This is a genomic window from Paenibacillus vini, from assembly GCF_018403325.1.
Classification (GTDB): Bacteria; Bacillota; Bacilli; order Paenibacillales; family Paenibacillaceae; genus Fontibacillus; species Fontibacillus vini.
Genome location: NZ_BOSL01000003.1, coordinates 332,210 through 349,865, shown reverse-complemented (window position 1 = coordinate 349,865; position 17,656 = coordinate 332,210). Strand labels below are relative to the sequence as shown.

Sequence of the window (17,656 nt, the reverse complement as noted above, 5' to 3'; positions counted from 1 at the left end):
AGCAAATTTCTAGGGGTGGCAGCATTAGTCAAAAAATTGCATGTGCGGCTTGTCCGCCTTGTAGTATTCCATGCGATCCGCCAACGTTCCGGTATGAAATTCAAATTGGTGTCCGTCCGGATCCAAGAAATAAACCGACTTATAATCCCGGGCATCCCGGCTGCGCCCCTCCAGTACGACAGCACCCGCCTGCTCCAGTTTATCCTTCCATCGATCCAAATCTGCTTCCTCGACCGTGAAAGCGATATGCGTATATGTATGGACGTCACTGTCCCGTTTGACATCTTCCTGATTCAAGGCAATCCAGAGGCCATTGAGGTCAAAATAAGCCAAAGACCTTCCCTTTACAAGCAGCTTGGCATCAAAAACGTTCTGATAAAATAAAATGGACTTTTCCAGATCCGATACGGAAAAGCAAAAATGGTTTATTCCTTGCAGCTTCATCCTGTTCCCTCCGTTTCGATCCACCCAGCGGGACCGGAGCTCCCGATCCCGCCGATTTTGGGCGTACAACGCCGGTATGCGCCCATCGCAGAAACTATGCTGTTACCGGCTGCACATTCAACTCCACATTCTCAATAATGATCGGAGTCCCTGCCAATATCATATCCAAGCCTAGGCGGAGCGTCAAAGCTGAAGGATCAATGGAATATAGCCTGCTCTCTTGCAGCATCCCATTCACAAACAAACGGGAATAACTATTCAAAGACAAGCCTTCAATCGCTTCTACCGGTTCCCCAACATCGTTTGTAAATTGGCTGGCTTCAACGACCGTCAAAGCTGCTAATTCGGTATCGGGAATATAAAAATATCTGTAAACCCTCGGCACAATCGTTATATCCGAGCTACCCGGCGGGCCTTGCGGGCCTCGGGGACCCTGAATCCCTTGTTCTCCTTGTGGTCCCTGAGGCCCTTCCGGACCGGATACACCTTGTTCTCCTTGTGGTCCTTGAGTGCCTTCCGGTCCTTGTAACCCTCGCTCTCCTCGTTCTCCTTGAGGTCCTTGCAATCCTTGCGGTCCCTGCGAGCCCTCCGGTCCAGGTGCCCCGCGTTCTCCTTGCGGTCCAACCGGACCCGGCATTCCTTGTTCTCCCCGTTGGCCCTTTACTCCTTGCTCTCCTCGTTCTCCTTGAGGGCCCTGAGGTCCTTGTAACCCCTGCAATCCCTGAGGTCCCTCCGCTCCAGGTGTACCTCGGTCTCCTTGCAGCCCCTGTAAACCCTGTGGTCCCGGAATTCCCTGTGGTCCCTGAGCGCCCTCAGGTCCAGGCGCACCGCGGTCTCCTTGCGGTCCAACCGGACCCGGAACTCCTTGTTCCCCCTTCATCCCCATCGGCCCCGTCGGTCCGGCGGGGCCGCGTAGTCCATCTCTGCCTTTTCTCCCGGGCGGACCCGCAGCTCCAAACACTCTCCGCTGGATGGGCTTTCTCCGCTTTCTCTTACGCCCCAACGATCCCTTCCGGCCCGGTATTATCGAATGTTTTGCCTTACCTGGCGAGTCCAATTGCCGCGATTTGCGTTTAAGCCTACCATGGCCGGGGCGAGCCCGCCAATTACATGGTTTGGGCGGAGGACATACGCAGGAACGACTTCTTTTCTTTTTATAGGAAAAGTGTCTTTTCCTCTTAAACAAAGGATCACCTCCCATTGTCCTATAACCTTCAATATCATATGTCGATCTCCCGGCTATGAAATAGACGAACTGCCTGAAATCAGGAACATTTGACCTCAAGAAGGAAGAAACGCCGTTTCATCGAGAAAAACTGATCATTAACTGTTAAGGAATCGAGGATTGTCTCGATATCCTGCTGATTAGGAGGTGAATCCATAATGCCAGTAATCAAGCCTGTTTTCACTGCTGTTGCCAGTGCTCCGGTATCTACCGGCGGAGTAATCACCACTTCAATAACTCCGTCCATTACCCGCTATTTTGCAACGATAACGGCTGCTATGATCGGAGCAACCGACACTACAATTACTGCCGCAAGCTTTACGGATGACGCGGATGCGGCCATCACAACGTTGCCGGCTTTGGCTGCCAGCGATTATTTCAACGTTTATATTAACGGGGTTTTGCAGCAGGCGTCCTTATCGACGCTTTCCACCGCCAGTCTGGTATTGGACACGGTTGATTTGATCGAAGGAGTTCCGGTCCAACTGGAAATTGGAAGCTTTACGGGTGTAACTTCGGATATTACGACCCAGCCCGTCATATCGGCTCCCACCATCACGATCATCACCTGATTCTCCGATGAACATGGATCGACCCGGCCAATGGCCGGGTCACAATTCCATAGTTACTTCGAATCCAGAGCTGGAATCCGCCCAGTACTCTTGGCCTGTTGTGCATAGTATAGAGCAAATAAGAAGAAAAGGTGATGTAATGGCCAGTTTTCGTAAAGCTTATTTGCTTAAGCAGCGTTATTCCGCACGAATGCTAAGACAACGGGGAATTCATGGCATCGGGGTCGGCTTTAAAGAGCCGTCGAAACCGCATAAAGGAGCAGCCATCATCGTATATGCGGACGCAATTTCCGCTGCGTCCGGCAAAAACAGGAAAGGCAAATCTAAGCCCAAGGCCCTCTCTCTGCCCGCAAAACTGAAAGCCGAAATTCCGGTGCGCATTGTGAGATCAACCAAATTTCATAAAAACAGCTTGCTTCCCTCACGCTTCCGTCGAAGAATTCGACCTGTCCCTGCCGGATACAGCGTGGGTACTCCTAATGTCTCGGGAACCGTAGGCTTGATTGTCAGCGACAAAAAAAAGCCCGGAAGCCGATTTATTCTAAGCAACAACCATGTGCTGGTCAACGAAAATTCGAATCGGCCTTCCGCGACGGTCCAGCCGGGCGGAGCTGACGGCGGTACCGTACCTCGGGACAAAATCGGAAGCGTGCAACGATTCGTCAAGCTTCACAAGAATAAGCCCAACTTCCTCGATGCGGCGCTCTCAAAGCCGCTGCGCCGCAACCTTCTATCCCCGTCTTATGCGGTTTACGGAAATGTACCTGGCTTCGTCCGCTCTTACGCCATTGGCGACAAGTTCAAAAAGGTCGGCCGGACAACAGGAGCCGTTACCGGAACCGTTGAATCGATTCACACGGATATTCAGGTCAACTATGGAGATTACGGTAATTTGGGAACGATCACTTTCAAGAACCAGAGCGTAATCCGGGGCAAGCGTCCGGTATCGCTAGGCGGAGATTCCGGTTCTGTTTGGCTGACACGCCGGGGCAATCTTGCCGCAGCCGTTAATTTCGCGGGTACGGAAGAAGGCCGTCTCTCCATCGCCTATCCCGTCGAATGGTTCATGAAGGTATTCGGTACCCGTGTCGCGCGCTCCGGTAGACGTTCGATCCTGGCACCGGCTAGAGGCGGTAAGCAAAAATACATGTGCGTTCGTCCGTTAGGTCGTAAAACGGAAAAAACGCTGCGGCCAAAACAATGCCGCTTTGTATCCAAATCATAAAATAAAAAGAGGAAAGCCCCTTTTCCTAGCGGCTCAATCGGCCGGGTCAAGGAATGCTTTCCTCTTCATATGTGGTCGTACTTTACGCTCTTATTCCATAAAGTCCTTCAAACGCTTGCTGCGACTTGGATGTCTGAGCTTCCGCAACGCCTTGGCTTCGATTTGACGAATCCGTTCCCGGGTTACGCCAAACTCTTTACCTACTTCTTCCAAGGTCCGTGTTCTGCCGTCATCCATACCGAAGCGCAGCCGGAGCACGTTTTCTTCCCGCTCGGTTAGCGTATCCAACACTTCTTCCAACTGTTCTTTCAAAAGCTCATAAGCGGCTGCCTCCGCCGGAGCCAGAGCGTCATGATCTTCGATAAAATCACCCAGATTGGAATCGTTCTCTTCACCGATCGGCGTTTCCAGGGAAACCGGTTCTTGGGCGATCTTCATAATCTCCCGAACTTTCTCAGGCGTAAGATCCATTTCCTTGGCGATTTCTTCCGGCGTCGGTTCCCGTCCGATCTCTTGCAGAAGCTGTCTGGATACACGAATCAGCTTATTAATGGTTTCCACCATATGCACCGGAATCCGGATCGTTCTCGCTTGGTCGGCGATCGCTCTTGTAATGGCTTGACGAATCCACCATGTCGCATAGGTGCTGAATTTGAAGCCTTTGGAGTAGTCAAATTTCTCAACCGCTTTAATCAAGCCCATATTTCCTTCCTGAATCAAATCCAGGAAGACCATACCGCGCCCTACATAGCGCCGGGCAATACTCACGACCAGTCGCAGGTTCGCTTCAGCCAGACGACGCTTGGCCTCTTCGTCCCCCTGCTCGATGCGTTGAGCGAGTTGAATTTCCTCATCGGCGGACAAAAGAGGTACCCGTCCGATTTCCTTTAAATACATACGGACCGGATCATCGATTTTTACGCCTGGCGGCAGCGTAAGGTCATCTGTAAAATCAAGTTCACTGCGCTTTGTCAAATCCTCTGTCATGGCTCAGACCCCCACCCTAATAAATGGAAAAGAATAACAAGATTTTTCTCTAACAACGGTATACTCTATTTGACAAATTAGTGCTAATATGCTATTATATAAGCGATGTTGATTAAGTTAGCCCATTGATTTGACTATCCGTCATTTTAACATATTTATTATGGCTTTACAAGATCATTTTTTACTAATGGAAATGAACGCTGGTCTATAGAGATCAGCGTTTTTTTATTTTCTTCATATAATTCGGTCTTAATCCTGCTGTTCCGTGCGCTTTTCCCAAACCTGCTGCAGTGCTTTCTGGAAAACTTCCAACGGCTGAGCTCCAGATACCGCATATTTCTCGTCCAAGACAAAGAACGGCACCCCGCGGACCCCGATTTCTCCAGCCAACCGTTCATCTCTCCGAACTTCATCCGCAAAGGCGTCAGATGCTAATATATCGGCTGTTTCCTTTCCATCTAATCCAATTCCTTCGGCCAGAAAAATAAGTGTATCCATATCGCCGATATGTAGAGAATCCGTAAAATAAGCTTTAAATATCCGTTCGGACATCTCGGCCATTTTTCCTTGCTCCCCCGCATAATGAGTCAAGCGGTGAGCATCAAACGTATTCGTCGGAATCATAGTGTCGAACCGGTAAACCAGCCCCTCTTCCGAAGCTTGCCCCGCAACACGGTCATTGGCTGCTTTCGCCTCATCCAACGACATCCCGTATTTTGCTGCCAAAATCTCCTGCATACTCGTCCTGATTTCCTTCGGAGAGGAAGGATCCAGCTCAAAGCTGCGAAACACAACTTCCACTTCATCTTTATGAGGGAATTGCTCCAGCGCTTTTTCGAATCTTCTTTTACCGATATAACAAAACGGACAAGCGTAATCCGACCAAATCTCCACCTTCATAACGTATTGCCTCCCATTTGCTTCTTAGCTGTCTCAGCGAATCAAGCCAAGCTCTTTGGCCTGTTCTTCTGTAAGTATAAATTGCTCCGTCTCCCAGATCTCATCATCATTTGTAATTCCGAACATGCTCATCACTTGTTTCCATATGCCTTTTTCCAGAGCTTCATGCTGGGTGATCATAATTTTCATGGACCCATTGCCCCCTTTTCCGTTCGTCTTCCGCCTTATTCCCTGATTAACCGGATCATCGGATTTTGAAGCTAAAGAAGTTCTACGTACAATGAGGAGCAAATATTCCATGGCTTAGGTTACCCCGAATAAAAAAGTCCAATTACAATTACGAATTAATCCATAAGTCCTATGGCTTTATGTGCCATTTATGACGAATATAATAACATACCCCTTTCTCAGGTCGCAAATCATTCCCGGATTTCCGGGACAAGATTCGGCTTAAATACGGGATAATACATGCTATGCAGGAGGTTAGGCCTGGAATAACCCGATTATAAGAGAATCCTCTCATCATGTCTCTACGTTGCTCCTATCCCGCAATGAACGAACTTACTATTTCCATAAAGGAGTGTACTTTCTCTTGAAAACAGGATCCTTCCTCCGCAGATTTACTTTGAGCATGGTATTTGCTCTAATGATTTCGTCTTTCGGCTATGCGCTGAAACCGGCTTTGGCAGAACCAGAGACGAGCACATTGACCAAGACGACCTGGCTCTGGCATACTCAACTAATTCAAACTTCACCAGCCGAACTTCTTGATTTTTCCGAATCCCAAGGAATCGATATTATTTATCTTCAAATAAGCACTAAAGTGCAACCTGCTTCCTACAAGAGCTTCATCCGTCAGGCTGGCGAGAAAGGAATCGAGGTCCATGCGCTAAACGGTGCCCCAGACTGGGCCCTTGCTACTAGCAAACCCAAATTGGATGCTTTTATGAAATGGATTAACGATTACCAGGCCACAGCTGCTCCCAATGAAAAGTTAAAAGGCATTCACGTCGATATCGAGCCGTACCTGCTTCCGCAATGGAAGACCGACTGGGCTTCCCTGGTCGGGCAATGGCAGAAAAATGTCGACGATCTCGTAGAACAGGCGAACGCGGCAGAATTGCCTCTTTCCGCAGCGTTGCCTTTCTGGCTGGACAATGACAATTACAAGGTTCCGGACAGCGATCAAACCTTAAGTTCCTGGATGATTTCCCGCTTTGAATCCGTTACGCTGATGTCTTACCGCGACAATGCCAGCGCCATTTATAATACGGCCAAGGGCGAGCTTTTAGAAGGAGAGCGGCTGAACAAAAAGGTGTACACCGGCGTGGAAACAAAGCCCTCATCTGAAGGCAACTTCATTACTTTCTATGAGGAAGGTAACGGCGTTCTGAATGAACAAATGCTTGAGCTTGAGAAGTTAGCCTCCACTCATTCGTCCTTTGGCGGAATAGCCGTGCATGACCTGGTCGGATGGATGGACCTGGTTCAACGGGACAAGCCAATAAACTAAGAACATTAACCCCGGTCAGAATCCGTAAATATCGGATATGGCCGGGGTTTTGTATTTCATTAGGCCAGCCTATTTATTCCTTGACACAATCAGTACATCACGGGCGGTTGATTTTCGAATTACGCCAAGTCCAATAGCGGGACTGATACTCAAGCATCTCTGCCAACGTCTTCGCGTCTGCCCCATTATAATCTGAGTAGCTCCTAATTTGTCCGCTTTCGATAAAAGCGTATCGGCTATCCTGCAACGCCGAGGGCTGGTCAACAGATCAAATGTCCCTCCAAGCCGTTGCGTTAATCTTTTTATTTGTAACAATTCCTGATCTTCTTGTAGGGAAGCCTGTTTACGTATATCCACAAACGCGACATGCCATTCCGCCTTCAGGCGGTAAGCAAGCCTGAATCCATGCCGAATAATCCTCTCGGCATTCGGGCCTTTGTCTACGCATACGAAGATCAATTCTTTTCTTCGCCAAGGACCGCGGAGCGAATTTCCGCGATCCCAGGACTCCAGCCTTTCGTCGACATCATCGGCGATCTCCCGCAACGCCAATTCACGCAGAGCGATTAAATTCCCGATCTTAAAGAAGGACTGCAATGCTTGATCTACCTTGGAAGAAGCATAAATCTTGCCTTCTCTTAATCGCTGTTGGAGCATCTGCGGAGTCACATCAATCAATTCCACTTCATCGGCCTTCCGAAGTAAATCATCGGGTACGGTTTCCCTTACCCGTACCCCTGTCACCTGCTCTACCGCATCGTTCAGGCTCTCCAGATGCTGCACATTTACCGTGGTAATGACGGATATACCAGCATCCAAAATTTGAAGAATATCCTCGTACCTTTTCACGTGCAGGCTTCCGGGGATGTTCGTATGGGCCAGTTCGTCAATTAAAACGACCTCGGGATAGCGACTTAGCACAGCTTCCGTATCCATATCTTCCAACTGTGATCCCCGGTAAACCGCCTTGCGCCGTGGAATGATCTCCAAACCACCAAGCTGTGCGACCGTTTCGCGTCTCCCATGCGTTTCAAGCAGCCCAACGACAACATCGACCCCGTTGCTTCTCAGCAGGTTTCCTTCCCGAAGCATGGTATAGGTTTTACCGACACCTGGCGAAGCTCCAATATACACCTTGAACGTCCCCCGGTTAAGCCGTATCTTCTGCTGCTCCGCTTCTTCGGGAGTATGCCTGCGGAATGTTTTAGCATTTGCATTCGGGAGGCCTTGTTCGTATTCATGATGTCGTATCGGCATAATACGCTCTCCTTCTGTATCCGCCCGGTCGGCCATCAGGAACAAATCGGTATGCGTTAGCTTGCGCAGTAATCCATGGATGACGGAGCCTGTAAAGATTTCCTGCAACCGGCTCAGTTTGGAGTGCCCCATTACAATCCTCGTCACCCCCATTCTGGTTGACAATTCCTTCAGCTTGACCGGCAAAAGACGGCGGCCCGGCAAAGGCCACTCCGTAAACTGGGCGCCAATCTTACTACAGAGTTTAACAATCGAGCGTTTAAAAGCCTCCTGCTCCTTCGTAAGCTTGATTCCTGGCTTCACGAAACTGGCCACAATCAAATCACCGTTCAGACGTTTAGCAATCTGTTGTCCTCGGCGAATATAGATTGAAGCGTTCCAGTGATATTGCACCGAAACGAGAATCCGTTCCGAGGCCCCGGAAGGGCCCGACAGTCCTTCTGTTTCACGATGGCGGTTCAACAACTCATTCACGCCTTCGGCTACTAACCGCAGCGATAATTCGCGCAATACCGCCAGATTGTCGCGGCGGCAAATCGATGGATGTACCTTTTTTCCGAGCAATCCCGCTTCGATCCGTTTCATCACCGTTTCCGGCGCAACATCGATCAACCGGACTTCATCCGCCAGATCCAGTGTCCCCGGCGGGATAGTCTCTTCTGCCTGAATACCGGTTCGCTGTAAGGCAATCTCATCCGCTCCTGCCAGCTCATATGCATTGATCGTGGTAATCACGCTGATTCCTTGTTTGAGCAGAAACAGGATGTCCTCAAGCCGGGTGTTGAATTTAGCCCCAGGCCGGTTGCGATGTGCCAGATGATCGACTAGTACCACCTCCGGATTCCGCTTAACAAGCTCCTCCACTGGCAAATCCTTTTTTTCCTCACCATTCTTCATCCAATGGATACTTGGAATCCGGTCCAATCCGGCAAGTTGCTCTACTGTCTCGGGTCGTTGCAGTGTCGTCACCGCACAGATCACGACATCGATACCCCGCTCCTTTAACTGCTGACCCTCCCTAAGCATTTGGTAGGTCTTTCCCGTACCGCTGGCGGCTCCAATCAATATTTTGAATTTTCCATGCTTTAGCCGCTCGATCGATTCCAGCAGCTCTTCCGGCGTTTTTCTGCGAAAGGTCGTCATCGCTGGCATTTCGCTCCTATCATCGGCTCATTCCGGCCATTTCCTTTTGTAAGGCCAAATTCAGCTTAAGCACGTTTACTCTCGGTTCGCCGAATATCCCCAGATCCCTACCTTGTGAAGCCTCTTTGATAAGATTTCGTAACTTCTCTTCCGAAACTCCGGACAACTTGCTTACACGAGAAATTTGAACTTCTGCGGCTTTATTCGTGATATGCGGGTCCAGCCCTGACCCGGAGTTCGTAATTAAATCAATAGGGACCAGGTTTACCGGTATATCCGGATTATTCTTGGACCAATCGTTCAACGAGGCCTGCATCCGCTTCATCAATTCAGGATTCGAGGGTGCATAATTGTTAGAACCCGACCCTTCGGCATTGTATTCAATGCTCGACACGCGGCCTTGGAACCAATGAGGGTCCGTATAGGATTGGCCAATTAACTCGGAGCCGATAACGATTCCTTCGCTATTCTTCAACTGACTTCCGTTAGCCTGATGAGGGAACAACAGCTGAGCTAAACCTGTGCTTGCCAGCGGGTAAAGAACGCCGCAAATAACGATCAAAATAAGACTGAACCGCAAGGCGGCCCAAAAAGTAGTTCCGAATGAAGCTGTCAATGAAGCGCTCTTGGTATCTTGAGTTTGGATATGATTCATGAAGGAAAACTCCCTTTCCACTTTTTAAGGGGATCCGGTTTGCCGAAGCAAACCGGTCTGCATATTTGTTAAATCCACAAATGAACCACCAGGTCAATCAACTTGATGCCGATAAACGGGGCTATGACACCACCGACTCCATAGATCAGCAAATTTTTGGAGAGCAGCCGCTGGGAGCTCATCGGTTTATAGGCGACGCCGCGCATCGAGAGCGGTATCAACAACGGGATAATAACCGCATTGAAAATCAAGGCCGACAACACTGCGGATAACGGGGAGCCGAGCCCCATGACATTCAGGGTATTCATTTGCGGTACAGCCAGCATGAACATTGCCGGAATAATGGCAAAATACTTGGCAATATCATTTGCGATACTGAACGTGGTTAGCGCACCGCGGGTCATCAGCAGCTGTTTGCCGATGGCGACCACTTCGATGATCTTGGACGGGTCGGAATCGAGATCGACCATATTGGCCGCTTCCTTCGCAGACACCGTACCGCTGTTCATCGCCAGGCCGACGTCCGCTTGGGCCAGCGCCGGAGCATCATTCGTGCCGTCCCCGGTCATGGCGACGAGTTTGCCTTGCGCCTGTTCACGGCGGATCACCGCAATTTTGTCCTCGGGCTTACTCTCGGCTATAAAATCGTCGACCCCGGCTTCACGGGCGATCGTTGCCGCCGTCAGCGGATTGTCCCCCGTACACATGATTGTTTTTATGCCCATCTTCCGCAGTTGATCAAAGCGTTCCTTCATTCCCGGTTTCACCGTGTCCTTCAAATAAATAATCCCGTAAATCCGGCCGTCTACGGCAACGGCAAGCGGAGTTCCGCCTTCTGTCGCAACGTGTTGGCTCTTCTGTTCCAAATCGCCCGGGATGGTTCCGCCTTGTGCTTGAACCCATTCGCGCACGGCATCTACCGCTCCCTTACGGATTTTGCGGCCATCTTTCAAGTCGATGCCGCTCATCCGCGTCTCCGCCTTGAACTCCACAATTTCTCCGCCCTCAGCCATTTCCGCGTCAAATGTAAATCCGCGCACCTTCGTAAACTCGATGACGGAACGGCCTTCCGGCGTCTCATCCCGGAGGGACGCTATCGCCGCCCAAGCGGCAAGCTCGCTCTCTTGTTCCCCTTGCGCAGGAAGGAACTCCGATGCCATACGGTTCCCGTACGTGATCGTTCCGGTCTTATCCAGGATCATCGTATTGATATCCCCTGCCGCTTCCACCGCTTTACCTGACATCGCCAACACATTGAACCGGGTGACCCGGTCCATGCCTGCGATGCCGATGGCGGACAGCAGGCCGCCGATGGTCGTAGGTATGAGACAAACGAGCAAAGACACGAGGACGGGAATTTCAAGCTGAATGTTTAAAAAGTCGGCGATCGGCTTTAACGTGACAACCACGATCAAGAAGATCAGTGTCAGTACGGTAAGCAACGTGCTCAGAGCAATTTCGTTCGGCGTCTTTTGCCGTTTCGCGCCTTCGACCAGCGAGATCATACGATCGATGAACGATTCTCCGGGATCGCTGGTGATCCGCACGACGATGACATCGCTCACGACCAGCGTGCCGCCGGTCACCGAACTGAAGTCACCGCCAGCTTCCTTGATGACCGGGGCGGATTCCCCGGTGATAGCAGACTCATCCACAGAGGCTAGCCCTTCGATAATTTCTCCGTCGCCGGGAATCATCTCGCCTTGTTCAACAACGACGATGTCCCCCTTGCGTAAGTCCGTAGATGGCACTTCGCGAAGCGCTCCGCCTACAAGCTTATTTGCAGTTACCTCTTGCTTCGTCTTTTTCAGCGAATCAGCCTGCGCTTTCCCCCGCCCTTCAGCCAAAGCTTCGGCAAAGTTAGCAAACAGCACCGTGAAGAGCAGAATCAGGAATACCGATAAATTAAAACCGAATCCATTACCCGAACCGGACAGGTTCGGAAACAGCAGAAGGAGCATTACGATGGCCATGCCGATTTCGACCACGAACATGACCGGGTTTTTCATCATTGTGGCCGGATTCAACTTGACCAGGCTTTCCACCGCAGCCTTACGAATGATTGGACCAGTAAGCATAGTTTTACGACTGTTCGACATCCTTTAACCCCTCTTTCGCTTATCCTAAAGTTAAAAACTCGGCAACCGGGCCCATAGCAATGACCGGTAAAAACGTGAGCGCACCGATAAGGAGCACCGTTCCAATCAATATGCCGACGAACAGGCGGTTGTCGGTACGCAAGGTACCGATCGTTTCCGGAATCGGCTCCTTGGACATCAAGGAACCCGCAACGCCCAGCAAGGCTATGATGGAAACATAACGCCCAAACAACATGACCAGCCCGGTCGTAATGTTCCAGAACGGTGTATTGTCCGCCAGTCCTTCAAAGCCGGACCCGTTATTTGCGGCAGAGGAGGTGTATTCGTACAGCACCTGGGATAAACCATGGAAACCGGGGTTCGTGATTGCACTTTGCCCCAGATCCGTCATAAAACTGATCGCAGTCGGCACAAGAATGATAAACGGATGCGCCAATATCGCAATGGCGATCAGCTTCATTTCCTTAGCCTCGATTTTGCGGCCCAGAAATTCCGGCGTCCGGCCGACCATCAGGCCGCAAATGAACACACCTAGAATGGCGTACATCATCATGTTCATAAGGCCGACGCCTTTTCCGCCGAATACGACGTTCAGCATCATTTGAACCAACGGAACCATCCCGCCGAGCGGCGTTAAAGTATCATGCATATTGTTGACACTCCCTGTCGTAGCGGCCGTCGTTACAGTGGTAAACAGCGTGGATCCGGCGATCCCAAAGCGAACTTCTTTCCCTTCCATGCTTCCTTGCGCAGCATCGATACCCAGTGCGTTGATTGCCGGGTTCCCCGCTTTTTCCGAGAAATAGACGGTGGATAAAAAGACGAGAAATAGAATCATCATGGCGGAGAAAATGACCCAGCCTTGTTTCTTATTCTTGGCGAACAATCCGAATGTGTATGGCAATGCAGCACCCATCATCCACATCGACCACATTTCCACGGCGTTACTCAAACCGTTCGGATTTTCAAAGGGATGTGCGGAGTTCACTCCGAAAAATCCCCCGCCGTTCGTCCCCAAATGCTTGATCGACTCGAGCGAAGCGACGGGCCCCATCGAAATTCGCTGCAACGCGCCATCCAGCGTATGAACCGTCAAGGTCGGATCCAACGTCTGTGGAACCTGCAGTGCCACGAGAATTAAGGTAACGAGCAAAGCTGCCGGCAGAAATACACGGACATGTGCTTTAATAAAATCTTCAAAGAAGTTTCCTATCGTTTGCCCTCTCTGCGTCAAACCGCGGATAAATGATATCGCTACACACAAGCCGCTGGCGGCTGAGGTAAACATCATCATCGTAATGACGGCCATTTGAGAGAAATAAGACAGGGCCGACTCTCCACTATAATGCTGTAGATTCGTATTGGTCATAAAGCTGATGACCGTATTGAATGAAAGCGACGATTCCATGTTTCCCATCCCATTAGGATTCAAGGGAAGAAACTGCTGAATCCGCAGAATCAAATAGCTTACTCCCACCAGAACGGCGTTCGTCACAATCATGCTAAAGGCGTATTTTTTCCAGCTCATGCCTTCACGGCGTTTGAAACCGACCAGCTTATAGATCAGTCTTTCGAAACCTCCGAATATGTTGTCGGTACGGTTCGATTCCCCGGAAAACACATGGTATAAATAAGTGCCCAGCGGTTTCACCAGTACAATGATGACGCCGATCACAACTAACATTTGCACTAAATCCATTGGGATCCCCCTCAAAAGTAGGCTTTTTAAAATTTCTCAGGATGAATCAAGGCATAGATCAAATAAAGAAATACGAACAGGACGACCAACCCGATCCCTATCATGGCGTATCCCCCTCCTTTAATTCCTGTTAATCCCCGGTTTCCGGAATGCCGTTTGCTAAAAATCCGACCTCGCAGGAACCCGAATGAATCACATAAGTCGCTCCAAGGCCCTTGTAAATCATTCTCGGATGCTGCTCCGGCGTAATCACGATTATTGGGCTCGATGTCCATTGACGGCATAACTGCAAATATCGACATGTTAAAGTTAGCGTAGTTTCAAAAATAAAGACCCTCCCGATCCGAAATTCGGGAATCCTCCAAGTTTTCTCATCCTCCGTCTTCACCCGGATCACTTGAACCGTCCCCAATTTACGAGCCCGTTTCTCCTCAGTTTTGTTGTTCACGAGAACCGCAACATTCCGCCGCTTAGACAACAGCAGCCGTACAAAATTCAGCCCTGCCTGATTTGGCGCAGCAATGAGGATACAATCTTCCTCCACCTTTGTTTCCTCCCTCAGATAATAGCAAGACCTAAAGCCCCTCCTGGTGAGGTAGACTTTACTAGTAAGCTCAATCCAGTACTTTGCACAGCAAAAAAGCCGCAGGAAAGGAAGGAACCTTTCCGCAGCTTCTGACATGGTGTTCATAACCATGGTGAGCTTATGGCGGTTGCCTCTCCCAATTACGCTTACGAGGTTAGCTGTCGGATTCGGGCGCGAGAGTCGCCCTACGCTGGAAATTAAGGATATTTCCGGCGATTCACCCCATGAAACGTTCCGATCCCAGATCGGCGTTTCGTTGGTTCCCCCGCTACTGCGTTAGCAGAATTCAGCGAAAAAGACATTATTATTCATTTCGATTTTTCATAACAATTTCAGTCAATTTTTCAATTTAGGCAATAAAAAACCACAGAGGCACCTTGGCGCTCTGTGGCCTACTCATACGGCTGACAGTTCACCCATCCTCTCTTCATCCACGCTTACGAAGTTAGCTGTCGGATTCGGGCGGTGAGAGTCGCCCTACCCGAACGGAATCCATGGTTTCCGTCCGGGATTCACCCCTGTCCGTTTGCGGTCTTTAACTCTCACATTAAAGACGGCAAACGAACGAAACGGCTTCTTGGCCTAGGAGCCAAGATAGATGCGCCGCAATTTGGTTCCCCCGTTTTCCCGTTGCCGGGAAATTCAGCGATCGACAAATGGTATGATATTTGTTTCATGGATTGAATCATAACTCCGGCGCCGAATCCAGTAAAGTCAGGCAACCGGTTAAAAACAGTTTGCAATTGCCAATTATATGAAACGGGAGCGTTTTCATAATGGTTAAACTCTCTCATTTACGTCATATCTCTTTAATGCTTCATTTTTCATTCCATTATATTAAAGGTCATTAAACGGTTATTGCCCTAAGAAAAATACTACGGCTACAATACAATTGTAAACGTTTACAATTATTCCGGATAGAAAGCGAGGGGTATTCATGCCGATTCGTCAACAAAAGAAAGCCTTATTGAATCAAGTTGTAGGTTCATTGATTTTCAAAGGGTTGACTGCTTCTCTATTCCTTTGCTTCTCTTTTATCCTCGTGGCTCAGATCCCCTACGCTCACGCCGAATCCATGCTGACCATCGATTCTCCGGCGGAAGGTGATCAGGTACCTCCGGGATGGCTGCGGGTTACGGGAGGGTATACCGAAACTTATGACATCAAATTGATTATTAACGGAACCGAACAGCTTAACTCCGTAAGAGAGGACTTAAATGGACCCGAAAGCGGCACTTGGTATGCGGATGTCGACGTATCCAAATACGACGGCAACATCTCGCTGATTGCCAAGGGAGTGCAGAGTTCGTCTCGTTATGGAATCTCCACGGCTACGACATCGGTGTATGTCAATAATCCCGAAGCCAGCCTCCCTGTTGTGAAGATTACAAATCCTTCGGACGATGAAACCGTCCACGGCTCGGTCCCTGTAAAAATCACCGTCGACGCCAAGAATTCCGTTGAGCTGGTAGAGATTCGAATCAACGGCGGGCCATGGATGAAAGCAAAGCAAACCGGGAACCACTATCAATTCAAATGGGACGCCAAAAATCTCGGTAACCGGACCTCCAGTCTGGAGGCAAGGGCCTTCGACGAATTCGGCAATGAAGGCCGGAGCACTACGGTTTATGCTCATACCGGGAACTGGGCTCCCGAACCGGTTACACTTGAAAAGCAAGACCGTGCGATGTGGATCTGGGAAAAAGCCGCCTACAATCTCTTTTTGAACCCGGGCTCCAAATCGGCGTTAAAAGCGCTTGCCGATGATACCGGAACCTTCGGCTCCGATCCGATCACCACCTTTTATATCGGCGTTTTTCCGTATGAGGGTGTAGACATCCTTGAAGACCAGCCTGAGGCTGTCCGGGAGTTCGTAAAGTGGGCGCATGACAACGGCTATCGGGTCCACGCCTGTATCGCCGGAGGAACCGTACCTCCCTATTATGGCGCCCTGGCTCCATATCACGGCAATGCAATCCATGAGATGGAAAAGGTCATCAATTACAACCTCTCCTCCTCCGCAGATGAGCAGTTTGATGGGGTGAATGTCGATATCGAGCCTTATATTTTACCTGAGTTTAAGACCGATAAACCGGCCGTACAGCTTCAATATTTAGATGTGCTTCAAAAAATGATTCAGCGCAGAGACGCCGCCGGCATTGACCTTCCTTTCGGCCCGGCGATCCCGAGATGGTTTGATAGCAGCGACACTTCCAGCAATATTACTTGGAACGGTCAGACCAAGTGGCTGTCCGAGCATGTACAGGACATCAGTGATTATATTTCAATCATGGATTACCGGGACACCGCCGAGGGCGGTCCTGGCATTATACCTCAAGCTCAGGCCGAGCTTGCCTATGCCAATGCGATCGGGAAACCGGATTCGGTCATCGTAGGGGTGGAAACGCTGGACATTGCCAACAGCGGAGACCCCGAAACAATCACATTCCGGGAGGAAGGCCGGACCTATATGGAGAGTGAACTGGATAAAGTTTATACTGCCTTTTCCGGAGATCCGGCTTTCGGCGGCATTGCGATGCACCATTATGACTCGATACGCTGGCTTCCTTCCGCTTGGGGACCTAGTGGATTTAAGTGGACCATGAATCCGCCGGATACAGCTCCTCCTACCGGAGTAAGCAGGGAACCGCAAGCCACTGCGTTCGATTTCAGTACCATTGAACTTTCCTATGGCAGAGCCTCCGACGATTCCGATATTGAGGAGTATATTATTTACCGCGGCACCGAGCCCGGATTTACGCCGGATGATTCCAACATCGGGGGAACGTCGAGAAACCTGACTTATCGCGATACCGGATTGCTTCCTAACTCCGTTTATTATTACAAGGTAGCCGCCGTCGATATCAGCGGGAACATCGGTCCAGTTTCTAGCGAAGTTTCAGCCGTGACCGGAAATACGACCCTGCGCCCTATGATTATCGGGGACATGAACATCGTGTTTAACGGCACGCAGGGAAAAGTAACGCTACAAGTCATCGATCTGGAAACCGGCGAAGGAATTACTGCTGACGTTCATGGCCGGTTTACCTACAACGGCGGAAAATATGTAGATCTGATCACAAATGCTGCCGGATCCGCCACCGCTACTTCCGAAACGCTACCTAAGGCAGCGGGGCTTGTCGGCTTCTGGCCGCAACGAATCGCCGCCCAGGGATATTATTGGGCTTCCGCTTATGACCGTCCGCATACCGTTACCGTGTCTTGGCCAGAAAATGAGTGATCTGAGTAAACGAAAGGGACTGCCTACGGGTCAATAAGACCTGTAGGCAGTCCCTTTTACATTTTGGCAACTGCTTTAGCTGTCGATTTGCCAGTCGCAATAGCCCGGTG

Annotated in this window: 15 protein-coding genes, 1 pseudogene and 2 riboswitches; of the genes and pseudogenes, 4 read left to right on the top strand and 12 right to left on the bottom strand. The window is 50.1% G+C overall.

What is annotated here, in order from left to right; all coding sequences use genetic code 11:
- Nucleotides 1-24: 24 nt before the first annotated feature.
- The 3 genes from fosB to KJS57_RS07350 all read right to left on the bottom strand — a co-directional run bounded on the left by fosB (nucleotide 25) and on the right by KJS57_RS07350 (nucleotide 1,293).
- The gene (gene fosB / locus KJS57_RS07360; RefSeq protein ID WP_213654246.1) at nucleotides 25-444 is read right to left on the bottom strand and encodes a metallothiol transferase FosB; all 420 of its coding nucleotides are present in this window, start codon (nucleotides 442-444) and stop codon (nucleotides 25-27) included.
- Between the two features lie 94 nt (nucleotides 445-538).
- Nucleotides 539-1,081 (bottom strand): DUF4183 domain-containing protein, encoded by a 543-nt coding sequence (locus tag KJS57_RS07355; protein ID WP_213654245.1) that lies wholly within the window; start codon nucleotides 1,079-1,081, stop codon nucleotides 539-541.
- A 23-nt stretch (nucleotides 1,082-1,104) separates the two neighbouring features.
- Nucleotides 1,105-1,293 (bottom strand): hypothetical protein, encoded by a 189-nt coding sequence (locus KJS57_RS07350; RefSeq protein WP_213654244.1) that lies wholly within the window; start codon nucleotides 1,291-1,293, stop codon nucleotides 1,105-1,107.
- Nucleotides 1,294-1,827: 534 nt separating this feature from the next.
- Here KJS57_RS07350 and KJS57_RS07345 point away from each other — a divergent pair.
- Both KJS57_RS07345 and KJS57_RS07340 read left to right on the top strand, forming a co-directional pair.
- Nucleotides 1,828-2,241: a DUF4183 domain-containing protein gene (locus tag KJS57_RS07345; protein ID WP_213654243.1), complete on the top strand. Its 414-nt coding sequence runs from the start codon at nucleotides 1,828-1,830 to the stop codon at nucleotides 2,239-2,241.
- 139 nt (nucleotides 2,242-2,380) lie between these two features.
- A complete protein-coding gene (locus KJS57_RS07340) occupies nucleotides 2,381-3,466 on the top strand; it encodes a chymotrypsin family serine protease (protein ID WP_213654242.1) in 1,086 nt (361 codons plus the stop codon).
- A gap of 90 nt (nucleotides 3,467-3,556) precedes the next feature.
- Here the strand turns inward: KJS57_RS07340 and rpoD are convergent.
- From rpoD to KJS57_RS07325, 3 genes and pseudogenes are all read right to left on the bottom strand, one after another.
- A pseudogene (gene rpoD / locus KJS57_RS07335) lies at nucleotides 3,557-4,420 on the bottom strand (RNA polymerase sigma factor RpoD); the annotation flags it as partial.
- A 282-nt stretch (nucleotides 4,421-4,702) separates the two neighbouring features.
- Nucleotides 4,703-5,353, bottom strand: a complete 651-nt coding sequence (locus tag KJS57_RS07330; protein WP_213654241.1) for a DsbA family oxidoreductase — start codon at nucleotides 5,351-5,353, stop codon at nucleotides 4,703-4,705.
- Nucleotides 5,354-5,386: 33 nt separating this feature from the next.
- Complete coding sequence (locus tag KJS57_RS07325; protein ID WP_213654240.1) at nucleotides 5,387-5,542, bottom strand: hypothetical protein; 156 nt, start codon at nucleotides 5,540-5,542, stop codon at nucleotides 5,387-5,389.
- 403 nt (nucleotides 5,543-5,945) lie between these two features.
- Here KJS57_RS07325 and KJS57_RS07320 point away from each other — a divergent pair, with 403 nt between their 5' ends.
- On the top strand, nucleotides 5,946-6,866 hold the full coding sequence (locus KJS57_RS07320; protein WP_213654239.1) for a hypothetical protein: 921 nt from the start codon (nucleotides 5,946-5,948) through the stop codon (nucleotides 6,864-6,866).
- A 69-nt stretch (nucleotides 6,867-6,935) separates the two neighbouring features.
- Here KJS57_RS07320 and KJS57_RS07315 read toward each other — a convergent pair whose 3' ends face one another.
- From KJS57_RS07315 to KJS57_RS07295, 6 genes are all read right to left on the bottom strand, one after another.
- On the bottom strand, nucleotides 6,936-9,266 hold the full coding sequence (locus tag KJS57_RS07315) for a histidine kinase (RefSeq protein ID WP_213654238.1): 2,331 nt from the start codon (nucleotides 9,264-9,266) through the stop codon (nucleotides 6,936-6,938).
- A gap of 19 nt (nucleotides 9,267-9,285) precedes the next feature.
- On the bottom strand, nucleotides 9,286-9,921 hold the full coding sequence (gene kdpC / locus KJS57_RS07310; RefSeq protein ID WP_213654237.1) for a potassium-transporting ATPase subunit KdpC: 636 nt from the start codon (nucleotides 9,919-9,921) through the stop codon (nucleotides 9,286-9,288).
- Nucleotides 9,922-9,989: 68 nt separating this feature from the next.
- Nucleotides 9,990-12,020 carry a potassium-transporting ATPase subunit KdpB gene (kdpB, locus tag KJS57_RS07305; protein ID WP_213654236.1) on the bottom strand — a complete coding sequence of 677 codons (2,031 nt, stop codon included), beginning with the start codon at nucleotides 12,018-12,020 and terminating at the stop codon, nucleotides 9,990-9,992.
- Nucleotides 12,021-12,039: 19 nt separating this feature from the next.
- Nucleotides 12,040-13,719 carry a potassium-transporting ATPase subunit KdpA gene (gene kdpA / locus KJS57_RS07300; protein ID WP_213654235.1) on the bottom strand — a complete coding sequence of 560 codons (1,680 nt, stop codon included), beginning with the start codon at nucleotides 13,717-13,719 and terminating at the stop codon, nucleotides 12,040-12,042.
- Between the two features lie 26 nt (nucleotides 13,720-13,745).
- Entirely contained in the window at nucleotides 13,746-13,823 is a 78-nt protein-coding gene (locus KJS57_RS26765; protein WP_354006027.1) for a potassium-transporting ATPase subunit F, read from the bottom strand.
- Between the two features lie 26 nt (nucleotides 13,824-13,849).
- Nucleotides 13,850-14,263, bottom strand: a complete 414-nt coding sequence (locus KJS57_RS07295; RefSeq protein ID WP_244861436.1) for a hypothetical protein — start codon at nucleotides 14,261-14,263, stop codon at nucleotides 13,850-13,852.
- A gap of 170 nt (nucleotides 14,264-14,433) precedes the next feature.
- Nucleotides 14,434-14,607, bottom strand: a riboswitch (cyclic di-AMP (ydaO/yuaA leader).
- A 117-nt stretch (nucleotides 14,608-14,724) separates the two neighbouring features.
- Nucleotides 14,725-14,963: riboswitch (cyclic di-AMP (ydaO/yuaA leader) on the bottom strand.
- Nucleotides 14,964-15,242: 279 nt separating this feature from the next.
- Here KJS57_RS07295 and KJS57_RS07290 point away from each other — a divergent pair.
- Nucleotides 15,243-17,546, top strand: coding sequence for an Ig-like domain-containing protein (locus tag KJS57_RS07290; RefSeq protein ID WP_211024055.1), 2,304 nt, complete (start codon nucleotides 15,243-15,245; stop codon nucleotides 17,544-17,546).
- Nucleotides 17,547-17,656: the final 110 nt, after the last annotated feature.

Coding starts and splice junctions, on each gene's coding strand:
- fosB (WP_213654246.1), bottom strand. CDS start 444: ATGAAGCTGCAAGGAATAAACCATTTTTGCTTTTCCGTATCGGATCTG.
- KJS57_RS07355 (WP_213654245.1), bottom strand. CDS start 1,081: ATGCCGGGTCCGGTTGGACCGCAAGGAGAACGCGGGGCACCTGGACCG.
- KJS57_RS07345 (WP_213654243.1), top strand. CDS start 1,828: ATGCCAGTAATCAAGCCTGTTTTCACTGCTGTTGCCAGTGCTCCGGTA.
- KJS57_RS07340 (WP_213654242.1), top strand. CDS start 2,381: ATGGCCAGTTTTCGTAAAGCTTATTTGCTTAAGCAGCGTTATTCCGCA.
- KJS57_RS07330 (WP_213654241.1), bottom strand. CDS start 5,353: ATGAAGGTGGAGATTTGGTCGGATTACGCTTGTCCGTTTTGTTATATC.
- KJS57_RS07325 (WP_213654240.1), bottom strand. CDS start 5,542: ATGAAAATTATGATCACCCAGCATGAAGCTCTGGAAAAAGGCATATGG.
- KJS57_RS07315 (WP_213654238.1), bottom strand. CDS start 9,266: ATGACGACCTTTCGCAGAAAAACGCCGGAAGAGCTGCTGGAATCGATC.
- kdpC (WP_213654237.1), bottom strand. CDS start 9,921: ATGAATCATATCCAAACTCAAGATACCAAGAGCGCTTCATTGACAGCT.
- kdpB (WP_213654236.1), bottom strand. CDS start 12,020: ATGTCGAACAGTCGTAAAACTATGCTTACTGGTCCAATCATTCGTAAG.
- kdpA (WP_213654235.1), bottom strand. CDS start 13,719: ATGGATTTAGTGCAAATGTTAGTTGTGATCGGCGTCATCATTGTACTG.
- KJS57_RS26765 (WP_354006027.1), bottom strand. CDS start 13,823: ATGATAGGGATCGGGTTGGTCGTCCTGTTCGTATTTCTTTATTTGATC.
- KJS57_RS07290 (WP_211024055.1), top strand. CDS start 15,243: ATGCCGATTCGTCAACAAAAGAAAGCCTTATTGAATCAAGTTGTAGGT.